The organism is Pseudomonas oryzihabitans NBRC 102199, assembly GCF_000730625.1.
Taxonomy (GTDB): domain Bacteria; phylum Pseudomonadota; class Gammaproteobacteria; order Pseudomonadales; family Pseudomonadaceae; genus Chryseomonas; species Chryseomonas oryzihabitans.
In genome coordinates this window covers 446,638-461,973 of the sequence record NZ_BBIT01000002.1, presented here as the reverse complement: position 1 = coordinate 461,973, position 15,336 = coordinate 446,638, and the positions used below count along the sequence as shown (strand labels likewise).

Here is a 15,336-nt window from a genome sequence, read left to right as displayed (position 1 = left end):
GCCCGACTGCGCGGCAAGCCGATCCATCTCGCACCTTACTGGGTACGCGTCACGCGCCAGACGGTGTTGGCCAGGTCGTCGGCGATGAGGACGCCACCGCGCTGATCCACCGCCACCCCGACCGGGCGGCCGCGGGTCTTGCCGTCGTCGCCGTAGAACCCGGTAGCGAAGTCGATGGGCTCGCCGGCCGGACGGCCCTGCTGGAAGGGCACGAAGACCACGCGGTAGCCCACCGGCTTGTCGCGGTTCCAGCTGCCGTGCTCGCCGACGAAGACGCCATCGGTGAATTGCCCGCCCACCGCCGCGGTGGAAAAGGTCACGCCCAGGGCGGCGACGTGAGAGCCCAGGCTGTAGTCGGGCTTGATGGCGGCGGCCACCTTGGCCGGATCCTGCGGCTGGGCACGGGTATCGACGTTCTGCCCCCAGTAGCTGTAGGGCCAGCCATAGAAGCCGCCTTCGCGGATGGAGGTCAGGTAGTCCGGCACCAGGTCCGGGCCGATCTCGTCGCGCTCGTTGGCCACCGCCCAGAGCTGGCCGCTGTCGGGCTGTATGGCCAGGGCGGTGGGATTGCGCACCCCGGTGGCATAGTTCTTGTGCGCACCGCTCTGGGCATCGATCTGCCAGATCACCGCGCGATCCACCTCGACGTCCATGCCGCGCTCGCCGACGTTGCTGTTGGAGCCGATGCCCACATAGAGATAGCGACCATCGGCGCTGGCGGCCAGGGACTTGGTCCAGTGGTGGTTGATCGCCGCCGGCAGCTCGACCAGCTTGTCCGGCGCGCCGCTGGCCTGGGTCTGGCCGTCCTGGTAGGGAAAGCTGACCAGGGCATCCTGGTTGGCCACGTAGATCCGGCCGTTGGCGAAGGCCAGGCCATAGGGCGCGTTGAGATTCTCGGCGAACACCGTCTTGAGTTCGTACGTGCCGTCGCCATCGGCGTCGCGCAGCAGGGTCAGGCGATTGCCGCCCTTCACCTGGGTGTTGCCCTGGGCCTTGATGTAGCCGGCGATGACGTCCTTGGGCTTGAGCTTGGGCGCGTTGCCGCCACGGCCTTCGGCCACCAGGATGTCGCCATTGGGCAGCACCAGCATCTGCCGCGGAATGCGCAGGTCGGTGGCGATGGCGGTGATGGTGTAGCCCTGGGGCACGCTAGGGGTGCGATCGCCCCAGGGGGCGGGCTCGGCGATCTTCATGCTCGGCAGGAGGCCGCGCTGGGGTTCGGGCAGCTTGGGATCGGGTCCGCGGGCCTGGGTGTCGGCACCGCCTTCGTTGCCGCAGGCGGCCAGCAGCACGGCCAGACCCAGGACGCTCAAGACTCGTGGAGTGCTCATCGGACCACCTCCGAACGCAGGTTGGAGAGACCGATCCAGGCAGCTACCAGGCTCAGCACCGACACGATCACCGAGAGGATCAGCCCGGCGGGCATTACCGCCCAGGCGTCCTTGGCATGTTCGAAAGCATTGACCAGCCCCAGCACCCAGGCCAGCAGCAGCAGGAGGAAATAGGCCGCCGGCCGGCGGCCGCGGAAGCGCGCGCCGAACAGATTGCCCAAGGCGAACAGCAGCGCCAGTCCGGACAGCAACAGCGCCCCGGCGATCAGCCAGGCGGCGAAGTTGGCCCACTGGATCTGCATCGTCTGGTAGTAGGCGATATCGCTGAGCAGGCCACCGATGAACAGCGGGACGGAGCCGGCCAGCAGCAGCGCGTGCAGCGGGCCGGGCCGGACAGGGTGGTAATGATGGGCAGCTACGGTCACTGACGACTCCTTTTCATGACGGGACATGGCACGGCCGGGCAGCCACTGCGCGGCGCAAGACGCACTGAAAAGGATTGCGCGCGCCCGCGGTTAGTTCAGCCGTTTCGCCTGGCGGACACCTCTTGCAAAAGAAGAGATAATGACAGTCTCGTTGCAGTCACGGCCTCTGCCTGGCGCCTGTAGGGCCGGGCCGTCACTGCAATCCGCTGTCCAGCCGGCGACCGACGGGCTGGACGTCACCTCCTCCACAGGAATCTTTCGCGCATGACCTCTTCCCGGTCCGTCGACCAGGCCTCCCGGCGCGCGGCCATCGTCCTCGCCTGCTGCCTGCCCAGCGACGTGCTGCTCTATCTCGTCCTCCCCATGTACGCCCCGGTCTTCGGCATCACCCTGATCGAGGCCGGCATCCTGCTGGCCGCCAACCGGGTGATCCGCATCGTCGGCTACCGCTATGTGGTGCAGCTCTATGCCCGCTTCGGCGATCGCCGCAGTCTTGTCGTGGCCTCCGCGGTGGCCGCCCTCTGCGCCCTGGGCAACGCCCATCTCTCCGGCTTCTGGGCACTGCTGGGACTGCGCCTGGCCTGGGGCCTGAGCTTCGCCACCTTCAACCTGTCCACCCAGGTACTGGCCACCGCCGATCCGGCCGGCGCCGCCCGGCGCACCGGTACGTCCCGGTCGCTGATCGCCATCGGTCCCATGCTGGCGCTCTCGGTGGGCGCCTGGCTGACCCTGCAATACGGCCCGCGCGCCGTGCTGCTGCTGAGCAGCGGACTCTGCCTGATCGGCCTGCTGCTGGCCCTGGGGCTGCCCCGCGCCGGGCACGAATTGCCGGCGCCCGGACGGCGCCTGCGCTGGCCGGATCGCATCGTCACCTGGTCCTTTATCGAAGGGGTGACCCTGGACGGCCTGTTCATCTTTGGTCTATCGGCCTTTTCCCAGGCGGTACTGGGCGGCAATGCGGTGCTGGTCGCTGGCTTGCTGATGGCGCTGCGTTATCTGTCCGACATGCTGCTCAGCCCGCTCGGCGGCCGGGCGGCGGATCGCTATGGCGCGGCGCCCATGCTGGTGGTCTGCTCGACGCTGACCGCGCTGTTCCTGATCGCCTTCGGCTTTCACTGGCTGATCCTCGGCGCCGGCGGGGTGCTGATCCTGCGCGCCCTGCAGATCCCCCTGGTGGTGACCCTGGTCGCCACCCGCCATCCCGGTCAGGCCCGGCTGCCGGCGCTGGCCTCCAACGCCATGTGGCGCGACGTGGGCGCCAGCGTCGGTCCGCTGCTGGCCGGGGTGCTCATTCCGCTGGTGCCCTCGACCCTGCTGTATCCGCTGTCCGGCCTGGCGATCCTGGTCAGCTCCCTGGCCTGCCTGCGACTGAAGCCGGCGAGCGAATGAGGCCGCCGGTCCTGGCACCGCTCCCGTGCGAGGCGGTGCCAGGGCCGGCTGCGGGCTACTTGCCCTTGGCCTGCAGCACCGGCTCGCTGACGCCCTTGACGCCGACCAAGGTCAGGCTGGTCAGCAGCACGTTCTGCGGGCCTTGATAGGCGTCCACCGGCTTGTACCATTCCGCCAGCGAGTGGGCACTGCCACCCTCCCCCCCACCGCTGATGGTCATGGCCGGAATACCCAGCGACATGGCGGTGTTGGAATCGGTGCTGCCACCGCTGAGGGTGACCTTGGCGCCTTTGGTGACCGCCGCAATGGAGCGCTGCGCCGTCTGCACCATGGGCGAATCCTCCGCAGTGCCCCCGGCCGGACGATCGCCGATCAGCTTGATGTCCACCGAGATCTGGTCGGTCTCCCAGCGCTGGTTCTCTTCCTTCACCGCGTCCTGCACCAGGGCCAGAATCTCCTTCTCTTCGGCCAGCAGTGCGGCCTCTTCGTTGGATCTCATGTCCAGGGTCAGGCGCGCCTCGCCGGCGATGGCATTAACCGAGGTGCCGCCCTGCACCGTGCCCACGGTGAAGGTGGTCTTGGGCTCCTTGGGCGGACGGACCTCGGCGATCTTGGCGATGGCGCGACCCATGGCATGGATGGCGCTGGGTCGGCCGAATTCGGCGAAGCTGTGGCCACCCGGCCCCTTGAAGGTCATCTCGTATCTGTGGCTGCCGGTACCGCGATTGACGATGCGACGCACGTCTATGCCATCCACCGAGATGAAGCCGTCGATGCCCTGGCGATCCTTGAACAGCGCCTTCACCCCGCGCAGGTTGCCCAGCTCTTCCTCGCCCACGGTGCCGACGAAGACCAGGTCGCCCACCGTCTCGATGCCACTCTTGTTCAGGGCGTCGATCACCGACAGCAACGCCGCCAGGCCCCGGGCGTCATCGCCGATGCCGGGGCCGTAGGTCCTGCCGTCCTTTTCCTTGAGGGTCAGGTCGGTGCCCTCGGGAAACACCGTGTCCAGGTGCGCCGACACCACCAGCTGCGGACCCTGGCCAGTGCCCTTGCGGGTAGCGATCACATAGCCTTCCGGGGCGATGCTGGCGTCCTTGAGACCCAGCTCCTGGAAGCGCTTGAGGTAATACTCGGCGCGCACCTTTTCCTTGAACGGCGGCGCGGGAATCTGGGCGATGTGCTTCTGTTCCGTGAAGGTCCGACCATCGTCGGCGCGCAGCGCTTCCAGCGCCTTGGCGACCCGGGCATCGCCCTGGACGGCGGACAGGGAACCCTCGACCCCCGGCGCGGCGGCCAGGGGCAGCGCCAGGGTAGCGGTCGCGGCGGTGAGCACTAGAGCGGAAAAGCGGTTGGCCAAGGCCGAACGAGCAAAAGACATCTGACACTCCCATTGCCTGAATTGGTATTCCGATTGAGCACAATCGTCAGACGAATGCGCCCTGCCTGACCCTAGGTGTCCGCGCACGAAAGGTCAAAGCACGGGACGCTCTCGGATATGTGGCGTCGTTCAGGGTGCTCTGCGCGACTCAGGCGTCCAGAAATCTGCGCCCCTAGGCGGCCAGTCGCCGCAGTCGGGGGCAGATCTCGGTGCCGCGTTCGGCCAAGGCGGCATGCGGAAGGGTCGGCACGGGCAGAAGCGACGGGAAGGTTTTATCGGAAATACCCGAAGCCGCCCTACGTCTCTAGGGAATCTTGGCGATGCAGGAAAGGAATGACCCGAAGTCCTGCATGCTTCACTCGGCCCGTCCGGCCTCGACCAGGTGCTCTCGCGCCCACTGCTCAGCACTGGTCACCGGGAAACCGTGTCGGGCATTGAAGGTGGTCTCCATCGGCCAGGCGACGCCGCGGCCCTGGGCGAAGACGGCGCGATACTTCCAGATGTGCTTGAGCTGCTCGTCAGGCTCTTTCTCCAGCTCATCGAGCAGCTGGGGAAGCGTCCACACCTGGGTGCTGAAGGGCCGCTGCAGCACCCGCTCCAGCAGCCCGGCCAGCTCGCCATAGGCCAGGGTGTCACCGGCGAGATAGACGATCTCGTTACGAAAGCGCGGCTCGAAAAACACGATCTCCGCCGTCAGCCTGCCGATATCCTCGGGCGTCGTCAGGGTCACCTGGGTATCCAGACTGCCCAGCGCTCTGACGGTATCCGTCACGAGATCGACGACCTCGAACGCGGGTTCGAACAGGAAGCTGGTAAACATCCCGGTGGAAATGATCACCCACTCGGTCTGGCTCTGGGCGCGCAGCAATTCGCGCACCTCGAGTTGCGCATCGAACAGGTCCTGGGGGCTGCCGCGGCCGATGACGTCGTAGTCCACCCCGAATTGCCAGGGAAAGTAGCGCTTCACACCCGAGGCGAGTGCCGCACGCGCCAGCTTCATGGGGGTTTCCCGGCCAGCGACCATGCCGGCGCAGCCAATGACGGTATCGAATCGCGCGAAGACCGCCGCCAGTTCGGCGATGGAATCCTTGACCAGGTCGCCTGCCACCAGGGCGACGCCGAGCGCGCGCAGCTCGTCCAGCTCCCTTTTCTTGCCAGCGTCCTGGCTGTCGAGGGTCGACTGGCGCAGCAACACGCTCACCTTCGAACCGGGTTTCTCCTTGGCAAGCCGGGCGAGATTGCGCAGTACCGGCAAGCCGAGTTCGCCCGCGCCAAGCACGAGAATGGATTGGGTAGCGGTAGGGAATGGGTTAGTCATCATGACTCCTGACGTCAGGTATAAGATGAGCGAATGCTGGCAGACGCCAGCGGCGCTCAGAAGAAGGCACACGCGTGATACCAGGGGACGAGATGACCGATCTGGAACTCCTCCAACAGTCCGAAGCCATCTGCCAGACACTCAGGCGGGACGAAGACGGCGTACGCCGCGAGGTGCTGACCCATGCGGGCAGTCGTTGGTCCCTGGGGGTCCTGCATGCGCTGGGGGTCTATGGCGTCATGCGGCACGCCGAACTGGCGCGGCAACTGTCGGGCATCACTCAGCGAATGCTGACCAAGACCCTGCGCGCCCTCGAACGTGACGGCCTCCTGCTGCGGCACGACTTCGATGAAGTCCCGCCCCGGGTCGAATACGAACTGACGCCGCTGGGCATGAGCCTGCTGCTCCGGATGACGCCCATCTGGACCTGGGTTATCGAGAATGTGGAAGATTTCCGGGCCGCGCGCCGCGCCTTCGATGAGCGAGGCCCGGAGAAGCCGGCGTGGCAATCGCCCAGACCAATGCCGAACGAGCCCACTGGCGAAGACCCTCGGACCTGAGTGGGACCGCCAGGACCACCGACCGCGCTCCACGGCAGCTGGTGTCCTGAGTCGGGCCCACCAGTGAGCCCTGGGCGGATCATACCGCTTCTCTCGTGCTCCACCTTGTCCGCTCAGGAGCCGTCCCCCATGAGACATTCCCGCCTGGATCACCTGGTCATCGTGGCCCCGACCCTGGCCGCGGGCGCCCGGTATGTCGAGGAGCGCCTCGGCGTGGCGCTGCAGCCCGGCGGCCAGCATGCGCGCATGGGTACCCACAACCTGCTGCTGGGGCTGGGGGACGGCTATCTGGAAGTCATAGCCCCGGACCCGGACGCGCCGCCGCCGACCAGACCGCGCTGGTTCGAACTGGATGAGCTGGCACCGGACGCTGCGCCCCGCCTGGCCCACTGGGTGGCCGGGACCCAGGGCTTGGCGCAGGCGGATGCGCACCTCACGCGGACCTTCGGCCGCATCGAGTCGATGAGTCGCGGCGCGCTGGCCTGGCAGATCTCGATCCATGCCGATGGGCAGCTGCCACTGGGCGGGGTCCTGCCCAGCCTGATCGACTGGGGCGACGCCCGGCACCCGGCGGCTGGGCTGATCGATCAGGGCTGCCGCCTGCAGCGCCTGGAGCTCAGGCATCCCGATGCCGCGGGGCTCGGGCAGCAGCTGGAGGCGATCGGCTTTTCCGGACCCGTCGCGGTGCTGCCTGGGGAGAGACCCGGCTTGTTGGCCTACCTGGAGACGCCGACGGGTCTGAAGACCCTCTGACGGTCGGCCCCCAAACGGCGACCCCTCATCCGTTCAGCCCGGCACCACCAGTCCCTTGGCGCGGTAGGCGTCGATGTCGATGCCATAGGCACCCGAGGGCTTCACCTCGCGAACGCTGACCAGGCGGCCCTGCTCATCGAGCGGATTGCGCGCCAGGTCGAGCACCCGCTCCGGGCGCGGCTGCTTGCTGGCGTCCAGCACGATCAGCACGCGGGGCTTCAATTTGCTGCCGGCGTCGAAGCCGATGATGATGCCTACCTCGCCGGTGCTCAGCTCGACGATCTCGCCCGGCGGATAGACGCCGATCAGCTGGATGAAGGCCAGCACGACGACTTCGTCGAATTGCGTGCCCCGGGCTTCGAACAGTACGCGCAGGGCTTCCAGGCTGGAGCGGCCCTCGCTGTAGGGGCGATCGCTGGTGATGGCGTCGTAGGCGTCCACCACGGCGATGATCCTGGCCTTGAAGGGGATGCGGTGCGCCGGCAGCTGGCGGGGATACCCCTTGCCATCCATGCGCTCGTGGTGGGTATGGGCGACGTCGACGGCGGCCGGCGGCACCTCGCTGTTGGCCATCAGCAACTGATAGCCGTAGGTGGTATGGGCCTGCATGATGCGAAATTCTTCGTCGGTCAGGCGGCCTGGCTTGTTGAGGATCTCGTCGGGCACCTTGATCTTGCCGACGTCGTGCAGCATGCCGCACACCCCGAGTTCTTCCAGTTCGAGAGGCAGCAGGCCCAGCGCCTTGCCCAGGGCGATGGCATAGAGCGAGACGCGCAGGCAGTGCTCCGCGGTGTAGTGGTCGCGCTGCTTGATGCGCGCCAGCCAGAGGCTGGCCGCAGGGTGCTTGAGCACGCTCTCGACGCACTCGCCGACCGCGCGGCGCACTTCGCCGACGTCGAGTTCCTTGCCGAGCTTGACGGCGTCGAGCATGCGCATCGACACGGCGCGGGCTTCACGCCACACCGGTTCGGTGGTCTTGACCTCATCGCGGTAGTCGATGGCATAGGTCTTGGCCTGAGCGCCTGCCGACAGGCTGGCGGACAGCGGCGTCACCGTATGGCTCTGGCGGCGATCCACCCAGACGAATTCGCAGGTCTCCTGCAGGGTGCGCAGGTCGTGCGCGTTCTGGATGGGAAAGCCCTGGAACAGGAAGGGCGTGCCCGCCCAGGGTCGATCCAGTTCGCAGACGTACATGCCCAGCTGCAATTGGGAGACAGGTACTCTGAGACTGTATTGGGGCAGCGCCATGGTTTCTCTGCGAGAGCGTCGAGGGACGAAACTAAATAGGTATTACAATAACCATTGATACCAAAAAGCCACTACTCGGGAAAGCGCCCGGCGGGTTCGGGCCGATGAGCCGGCGAAACAGGGTGGCCAAAGGTAACCGAATGTAAGAAGAGCGGGCGCGCGACCGCCGTCAGCGCGCCCTGCCCCTCACGCCAGCTTGAAGCGGCGCACCAGCGTCTGCAGTTCACCGGCCAGTTCCGACAGCTGCTCGCTGGCGCCCACGGTTTCGCGGTTGCCATCGCTGGTCTGCACCGACAGATCGCGGATGCTGATGAGGTTGCGGTCCACCTCGCGGGAGACATGGGCCTGCTCTTCGGAGGCGGTGGCGATCTGCAGATTGCGCTCGTCGATCAGGCGCACGGCCTGGAGGATGTCGCTCAAGGCCGTGCCGGCTTCCTGGGCGATCACATAGGTGGCCTGGGCCTGGGTGGTGCTGAGCTGCATGGAATCCACGGCTTCGGCTGAGCCCTTCTGGATCGCCTGGATCATCTGCTCGATCTCGCGGGTCGAGGTCTGGGTGCGGTGCGCCAGGGCGCGGACCTCGTCGGCGACCACGGCGAAGCCGCGACCCTGCTCGCCCGCGCGGGCGGCCTCGATGGCGGCGTTCAGCGCCAGCAGGTTGGTCTGCTCGGCGATGGCGCCGATCACACTGAGCACCTGACTGATGTCCTGGGCCTGCCCGGCCAGGCCTTCGACCTGGACCGAGGTCGACTGCACCTGCTGGGTGAGACGCTGCATGGCGTCGAGGGCCTGGCCGACCTTGGTGTTGCCGTTTTCCGCCGCAGCACTGGATTCCCGCGCGGCCTGGGAGGTGGACGAGGCGTTGCGCGCCACCTCTTCCACGGCGGCGCTCATTTCGGTGACCGCGGTGGCGGCCTGGTCGATCTCGGCGTTCTGGCTGGCCAGGGCGCGACTGGCCTGGTCGGTGACGGCGTGCATGGTGCGGGCGGTATCACTCAGGCGGTCGGACGAACGCGAGATACCGTGGAGGGTATCCTTGAGATTGTCCTGCATCTGCGCCAGGGCGCGCATCAGGCCGGCGGCTTCGTCCTTGCCCGTGGGATCTATCCGGCCGGTCAGCTCACCCTGGGCGATGGCATTGGCCACGGCCAGGGAGTCGCCGATCGGCTGAGCCAGGCTACGGGTCAGACGCCAGGCCAGCAGCAGGGTCACCAGCACCGCCAGCAGCATGATGCCGACCACGATGCTGACGCTGCGGTCATAGATGCCGGTGGCCGCCTCCCCCGCGTGACGGGCGCCTTCGCCGTTGAAATCGCGCAGGCGGGTCAGTTGCTCCTGATAGCCTTCGGCCCGCTGGCGCTGCTCGCCATTGGCCAGCCTGAGGGCCTCGGCGCGATCGCTGGCGGCCAGGGTGACGATGCGATCCAGCCCGTCCAGGTAGCCTTTCATCTGCAGCGCGGCCTGCTCGAAATTGGCGCGCTCTTCAGCGGTAGAGATCAGATGGTCGCGGTAATAGGCCGTGCGCGCATTCATCAGATCGCGATTCTGCTGGATCTTCCGCGTTGCCATGGCCATGGCGGCGCTGTCCTCAGTGGCCAGCAGCCGAATGCTCTCCAGCCGGGTGTGCATCAAGGCGATCTGGATGTCATCGGTGGTCTGGATACTCGCCAGCCACTCGGCCTCCATCGCCTGCTCGGTGGCGCGCAGGGCCTTGAGCTGGACCAGGGCGAAGGCTCCTAGCAGCATCACGAACAGGGTGACTGCACCAAAGCAGAGGATGGCGCGGGGGGCGATGCGTAGCTGACGAAGGTTCAAGACGGGCTCCTTGGATCGGCGAAAGGCGATCCTCTAAAACCCGTATCGACTGACTATTGCCTTTCTTTAGCGCGCAAGTGATTGGCGCGACAACCAGGCTGCGGAGCCGGTCCAGCGCCTGTACTCCCGACAGGAAAGGCCTAGCCGCGCGACGCCTCCAGCCGCTCGACCATCTTGACCAGCTCCGCCAGGGAACCGGCCTGCAGCTTGCGCATCAGGGCGGCGCGACGCACCTTGACGGTGATCTCGCTGACCCCCAGCTGGGCGGCGATCTGCTTGTTGAGCAGCCCGGTCACCACCCGCGCCAGCACCGCTCGCTCGCCGTCGTTGAGGGTGTCGAGGCGGCTCTGCAGATCCTGCAACTGGCGGCGCTGGGCATGGGCGTCCTGCGCCTTGCGCAGTGCCTGGTCGATGGCATCGAGCAGGTCCTGGTCGCGAAACGGCTTGGTGAGGAATTCCAGGGCGCCCTGCTTCATCGCTCGGACCGACATGGGGATGTCGCCATGGCCGGTGATGAAGATGATCGGCAGCGCCAGGCCACGCCGCTGCAACTCCTGCTGCAGATCCAGGCCGTTCATGCCGGGCATGCGCACGTCCAGCACCAGGCAGCCCGGCGCGTCCAGCCGGGCCCGCTCGAGAAAGTCGACGGCCGAGGCATAGCTGCGGGTATCGAGCCCCACGGACGCCAGCAGGTCTTCCACGGCGGCGCGCACCGAGGCGTCGTCGTCCACCAGGTGGACCAGGGTGGGCTGAGTTTGGTCGGTCATGCTCGCTGAGGTCATGGTTGTGGATCCTTGGGCAGGCTGCAGTAGACCCCGGTGCCGCCCTCCGGCAACGAGGTGGCCCAGATCCGCCCGCCGTGGGCTTCGACGATGGAGCGACTCAGCGCCAGGCCCAGGCCCATGCCCTGCGCCTTGGTGGTGTAGAAAGCCTCGAACATCTGCTCGCGCGCTACCGGCGTCAAGCCACGACCGCTGTCTTCGACGCCGAGGCGGATGGCGCCGGCGGTGTCCTGCCCCACCTGGATGACCACCCGCCGCTGTTCGGGCGGTATCCCTTCGAGGGCGTCCAGGGCGTTGAGCAGCAGATTGAGGATGACTTGCTGCAGCTGGCTTTCGTCGGCCAGCAGCGGCGGCAGGCCCTCCTGCAGGCGCACCTCCACGGCGACCTGGCGCTGGCTCAATTCGGCGCGGACGAAATCCAGCACCTTCTCCACGGTATCGGCGACGTTGAGCCAATCCTTGGCCACCTGCGCCTGGCGCACCAGACTGCGCACCCGGGCGATCACTGCGCTGGCGCGGTGGGCGTCGTCGATGACCCGTTGCGCGGCCTGCACGGCGCGCTCCACCTGTGGCGGCTGATTGCTCAACCAGCGCTGGCAGGCGTTGCCACTGGCGGCGATGGCGGTGAGCGGCTGATTCACCTCGTGGGCGATGGACGCGGCCAGTTCACCCAGCTGGCTTAGGCGCCCGGCCTGGACCAGACGCGTCCGGGCCGCATCGGCGGCGCGCTTGGCGGCCTCCAGGCGCAGCGACAGGGCGGCGACCGCGACGATGGCCAGCAGGCTGATGATGCAGTTGACCAGCCCTGCCTCCTGGTCGCCGCTACGGGTGGCGACATAGCTGCAGAGCACCAGCAGCGTGCAGCCCAGGGCGGTGACCGTGACCCCGCGCGCGGACAGGAAACCGGCCGCCAGGAGCACCACCACCACCTGGAAGACGCCGATGGCGATCTCCCGGTCGGTGAGGGTGTCCAGCAGGGCGATGCCCAGCGCCAGGGCGCAGAGGCCCCCTAGCCGCAGCCAGTGGGTGGTGGTGGCGAAGGGTCGTCGATCCATGGCCAGTTTCTCGTTCGTGGTCGCTCTTAGCCCGGATTTTCCAGGCTGAACATATCGGCCGCTTGATCATAGGCGAAGAGCTCACCATAGCGCCCCCACTGGATGGCGCTGCCGAGGGTGCGGGCGGCGTCGGCTTCGTCCATGAAGTCCTCCAGTTCGTCGCGGAAGCGCCGCGCCGGCGCCGTGTGGCCCTGGCGATCGTCCAGCACCCGGCGGATATGGGCCACCAGCGGCACGAAGTTGAGCAACTGGCGGGCGAACAGCTGCTTGCGCACGTCCACCCCCGCCTCGACGTAGGCGCGCCCGGCCGGCAGCAGGCGCAGATCGCCGCCTTCGAGGACCGCCAGGCGCAGCAGTTGCAGCACCTCGGCCAGGGGAAAGAGTTCGTCGAGCGCATAGCCCAGCCCGCCGGCCAGTTCCGGCAGGTCGGCGCGACCGTCGTAGGGCGCGGCCTGGACCGCCTCCAGCAGGCCGGCCAGGGCGTTGGTCGAGACCGTCGGCAGCCGCATGCCCAGGCCATTGCCGGGAACCCCTGCGTCGTGGGGTGCCGGGGTGGTCTCGCCAGTCATGCGCACATAGATCTCCTCCACCAGTTCGCGAAAGGCCGGATCGTGGCGATTGCGCGGCTGCGGCAGGTCGATGCGGATCTCGCTGGCGACGCGCCCGGGGTTGCTGGAAAAGATCAGCACCCGATCGCAGAGCAGCACCGCCTCGGCGATGTTGTGGGTGACCATCAGGATCGAACGGATCGGCATGCGCCCCTCGACCCAGAGGTCGAGCAGGTCGGTGCGCAGGGTCTCGGCGGTGAGCACGTCCAGCGCCGAGAAGGGTTCGTCCATCAGCAGCACGTCCGGGTGCACCACCAGGGCACGGGCCAGGCCGACGCGCTGGCGCATGCCGCCGGAGAGCTCCTTGGGATAGGCGCTCTCGAAGCCGTCCAGGCCGATCAGGTCGATGGCGGCCAGGGCGCGGCGACGGCGCTCGTCCAACGGCACGTGCAGGGCTTCCAGGCCGATCTCAACGTTCTGCAGCACGGTCAGCCAGGGAAACAGCGCGAAGCTCTGGAACACCATGCTGACCCGGGCGCGCTGGCCGTCGTCCTTGGGCGGGAAGTCGACGGTGCCGCCGCTGGGGGTGAGCAGGCCAGCGATAGATCTGAGCAAGGTGGACTTGCCCGAGCCGGAGCGCCCCAGCAGGCCGACGATCTCGTTTTCGTGCAGGGTCAGGGAGACTTCGTCCAGCACGACCCGGGCCGGGCCGCCGGCGTTGCCATAGAGCTGGCGGACGTTTTGGACGTCGATGAGGGGACGGGCATTCAGCGCGGTCAGGTTCATGGCGTTTCTCCTCTTAGTCGAGCCGCAGACGCCGCTCGGCGTAGGCATACAGGGGCCGCCAGAGCAGCCGGTTGAATCCGAGTACGAAGATCGACATCACCACGATGCCCAGGGCGACCCGCGGGAAGTCGCCGGCGGTGGTCATCTGCGCGATGTAGGCGCCCAGGCCATGGGCCTGCAGGCGTTCATTGCCCCAGCTCACCACCTCGGCGACGATGCTGGCGTTCCAGGAGCCGCCCGCGGCGGTCAGGGCGCCGGTGACGTAGTAGGGAAAGATCGCCGGCAGGGCCAGCTGCCGCCACCACTGCCAGCGCTTGAGACCGAACAGCCGGGCCGCTTCGCGCAGGTCGTTGGGCAGCACGCTGGCGCCGGCGATGACGTTGAACAGGATGTACCACTGGGTGCCCAGCACCATCAGCGGCGACAGCCAGATGTCCGGATTGAGGTGGAAGCTGACGATGCCCACCACCGCCACCGGGAACAGCACGTTGGCCGGAAAGGCGGCGAGGAACTGGGCCACCGCCTGCAGACGCTGCGACCAGCCCGGGCGCAGGCCGATCCAGACGCCGATGGGCACCCAGATCAGGCTGGCGACGGCGATCAGCAGCAGCACCCGGGCCATGGTCAGCAGCCCCAGGCCGAGCACCGCGACCGCTTCCACCCAGTAGACGTCGGCGGCGATGAAGCGGTACAGCGCATAGACGCCATAGGGCAGCACCACCAGCAGCGCGCCGTACCAGAGCACGTCCAGCCCGCGCTGCAGCCAGGCGCGGCGGTGCGGCGCCAGGTGCCAGTGCGGCCAGGCGCGGCGGATCCGCGGGGTGGCGAGCTGGGTGCAGAAGCTGCCGAAGCCGCCCAGCATGCGCCCCAGGCGCGCACGCCGGACCAGGTCGTAGACCCAGGAGCGCGGCACCTGCTGGCTGGCGGTCTGCTCGACGCGGAAGCGATCGGCCCAGGCCACCACCGGGCGGAAAAACAGCTGGTCGTAGACCAGGATCACCAGGCCCATGGCCAGCACCGCCCAGCCGATGGCGGCGATGTCCTGCCGGGCGATGGCCAGCGCCAGCCAGGAGCCGATACCGGGCAGGTTGATGGTGTTGTCGCCCACGGTGATGGCTTCCGAGGCCACCACGAAGAACCAGCCGCCGGACATGGACATCATGGTGTTCCACACCAGGCCGGGGATGGCGAACGGCAGCTCGAGGCGAAAGAACCGCCGCCAGGGCGACAGCCCGAACTGGCGACTCACCTGCTGCAGGTCCTCGGGCACGGTGCGCAGCGACTGGTAGAAGCCGAACGCCATGTTCCAGGCCTGGCTGGTGAAGATGGCGAAGATGGCCGCGCACTCGGCGCCCAGCTGGCGCCCGGGAAAGAGCCCCAGGAAGAAACTCACGGTAAAGGTCAGGAAGCCGAGGATGGGTACCGACTGCAGGATGTCGATGGCCGGCAGGATCAGCAGCTCCGCCTTGCGACTCTTGGCCGCCAGGGTGGCGAAGACAAAGGTGAACAGCAGCGAGGCGCCCAGGGCGATGAACATGCGCAGGGTGGTGCGCAGGGCGTACTCGGGCAGTCGCGCCAGGTCGAGGGTCATGGGATCGGCGTCGAGCACGGCCAGGGGCGCGCGCATCTCGGCGACGCCATGCCAGATAAGCGCCAGGGCGATCAGCCCGAGGGCGAGGCAAAGGGCATCGGCCCACAGGGAGGTGGGACGTTGCCGCAGCGAGCGCGGCGCCACGGCGGGGGTGTAGAGGCCAGGAAGGGTCTTCATGGCGTACCTCTTTGAATGGGGGCCTTGGGAGAGCGGCCGGCCCTGCCGCGCAGGGTTCGGACACCGGGCTAATCTAGGCGCGCCACCCCGTCCCAGCCATCGAAACGATGGACGTTTGGCTATACCAAGGTATATCCCGCCCTCGCCTGCTGCCCTGCGCGCCGGAGGACCTACCGG

At 67.6% G+C, this 15,336-nt stretch carries 13 protein-coding genes; 3 read left to right on the top strand and 10 right to left on the bottom strand.

Going from position 1 to position 15,336, the window contains the following annotated elements; translation table 11 throughout:
• Positions 1-35: 35 nt before the first annotated feature.
• Together POR01S_RS03590 and POR01S_RS03585 are read right to left on the bottom strand one after the other, a co-directional pair.
• The gene (locus POR01S_RS03590; RefSeq protein ID WP_042133821.1) at positions 36-1,331 is read right to left on the bottom strand and encodes a PQQ-dependent sugar dehydrogenase; all 1,296 of its coding nucleotides are present in this window, start codon (positions 1,329-1,331) and stop codon (positions 36-38) included.
• Positions 1,328-1,783, bottom strand: a complete 456-nt coding sequence (locus tag POR01S_RS03585; RefSeq protein WP_377708396.1) for a DUF2231 domain-containing protein — start codon at positions 1,781-1,783, stop codon at positions 1,328-1,330. The genes POR01S_RS03590 and POR01S_RS03585 overlap by 4 nt, the downstream gene beginning before the upstream one ends.
• Before the next feature lie 237 nt (positions 1,784-2,020).
• Here POR01S_RS03585 and POR01S_RS03580 point away from each other — a divergent pair, with 237 nt between their 5' ends.
• Positions 2,021-3,145: an MFS transporter gene (locus POR01S_RS03580; protein ID WP_042133817.1), complete on the top strand. Its 1,125-nt coding sequence runs from the start codon at positions 2,021-2,023 to the stop codon at positions 3,143-3,145.
• Between the two features lie 55 nt (positions 3,146-3,200).
• On the opposite strand, the gene POR01S_RS03575 is transcribed toward POR01S_RS03580, so the two are convergent.
• Positions 3,201-4,526, bottom strand: a complete 1,326-nt coding sequence (locus POR01S_RS03575; protein WP_042133815.1) for a M20/M25/M40 family metallo-hydrolase — start codon at positions 4,524-4,526, stop codon at positions 3,201-3,203.
• A gap of 355 nt (positions 4,527-4,881) precedes the next feature.
• Positions 4,882-5,844, bottom strand: a complete 963-nt coding sequence (locus POR01S_RS03570; RefSeq protein ID WP_042133813.1) for an aromatic alcohol reductase — start codon at positions 5,842-5,844, stop codon at positions 4,882-4,884.
• A gap of 92 nt (positions 5,845-5,936) precedes the next feature.
• On the opposite strand from POR01S_RS03570, the gene POR01S_RS03565 reads away from it, so the two are divergent.
• Both POR01S_RS03565 and POR01S_RS03560 read left to right on the top strand, forming a co-directional pair.
• Positions 5,937-6,404, top strand: coding sequence for a winged helix-turn-helix transcriptional regulator (locus tag POR01S_RS03565; RefSeq protein WP_042133811.1), 468 nt, complete (start codon positions 5,937-5,939; stop codon positions 6,402-6,404).
• A 129-nt stretch (positions 6,405-6,533) separates the two neighbouring features.
• On the top strand, positions 6,534-7,157 hold the full coding sequence (locus POR01S_RS03560) for a VOC family protein (protein WP_042133809.1): 624 nt from the start codon (positions 6,534-6,536) through the stop codon (positions 7,155-7,157).
• 33 nt (positions 7,158-7,190) lie between these two features.
• On the opposite strand, the gene POR01S_RS03555 is transcribed toward POR01S_RS03560, so the two are convergent.
• The 6 genes from POR01S_RS03555 to POR01S_RS03530 form a co-directional block, all read right to left on the bottom strand.
• Positions 7,191-8,405, bottom strand: a complete 1,215-nt coding sequence (locus POR01S_RS03555; RefSeq protein ID WP_042133807.1) for a cyclic di-GMP phosphodiesterase — start codon at positions 8,403-8,405, stop codon at positions 7,191-7,193.
• Between the two features lie 186 nt (positions 8,406-8,591).
• A complete protein-coding gene (locus tag POR01S_RS03550) occupies positions 8,592-10,220 on the bottom strand; it encodes a methyl-accepting chemotaxis protein (protein WP_042133805.1) in 1,629 nt (542 codons plus the stop codon).
• A gap of 140 nt (positions 10,221-10,360) precedes the next feature.
• Complete coding sequence (locus tag POR01S_RS03545) at positions 10,361-11,002, bottom strand: response regulator transcription factor (protein ID WP_042133803.1); 642 nt, start codon at positions 11,000-11,002, stop codon at positions 10,361-10,363.
• Positions 10,999-12,057 (bottom strand): sensor histidine kinase, encoded by a 1,059-nt coding sequence (locus POR01S_RS03540; RefSeq protein ID WP_037007009.1) that lies wholly within the window; start codon positions 12,055-12,057, stop codon positions 10,999-11,001. The genes POR01S_RS03545 and POR01S_RS03540 overlap by 4 nt, the downstream gene beginning before the upstream one ends.
• Before the next feature lie 26 nt (positions 12,058-12,083).
• A complete protein-coding gene (locus tag POR01S_RS03535) occupies positions 12,084-13,391 on the bottom strand; it encodes an ABC transporter ATP-binding protein (protein WP_042133801.1) in 1,308 nt (435 codons plus the stop codon).
• Positions 13,392-13,404: 13 nt separating this feature from the next.
• Entirely contained in the window at positions 13,405-15,159 is a 1,755-nt protein-coding gene (locus POR01S_RS03530) for an ABC transporter permease (protein WP_027602104.1), read from the bottom strand.
• Positions 15,160-15,336 lie beyond the last annotated feature (177 nt).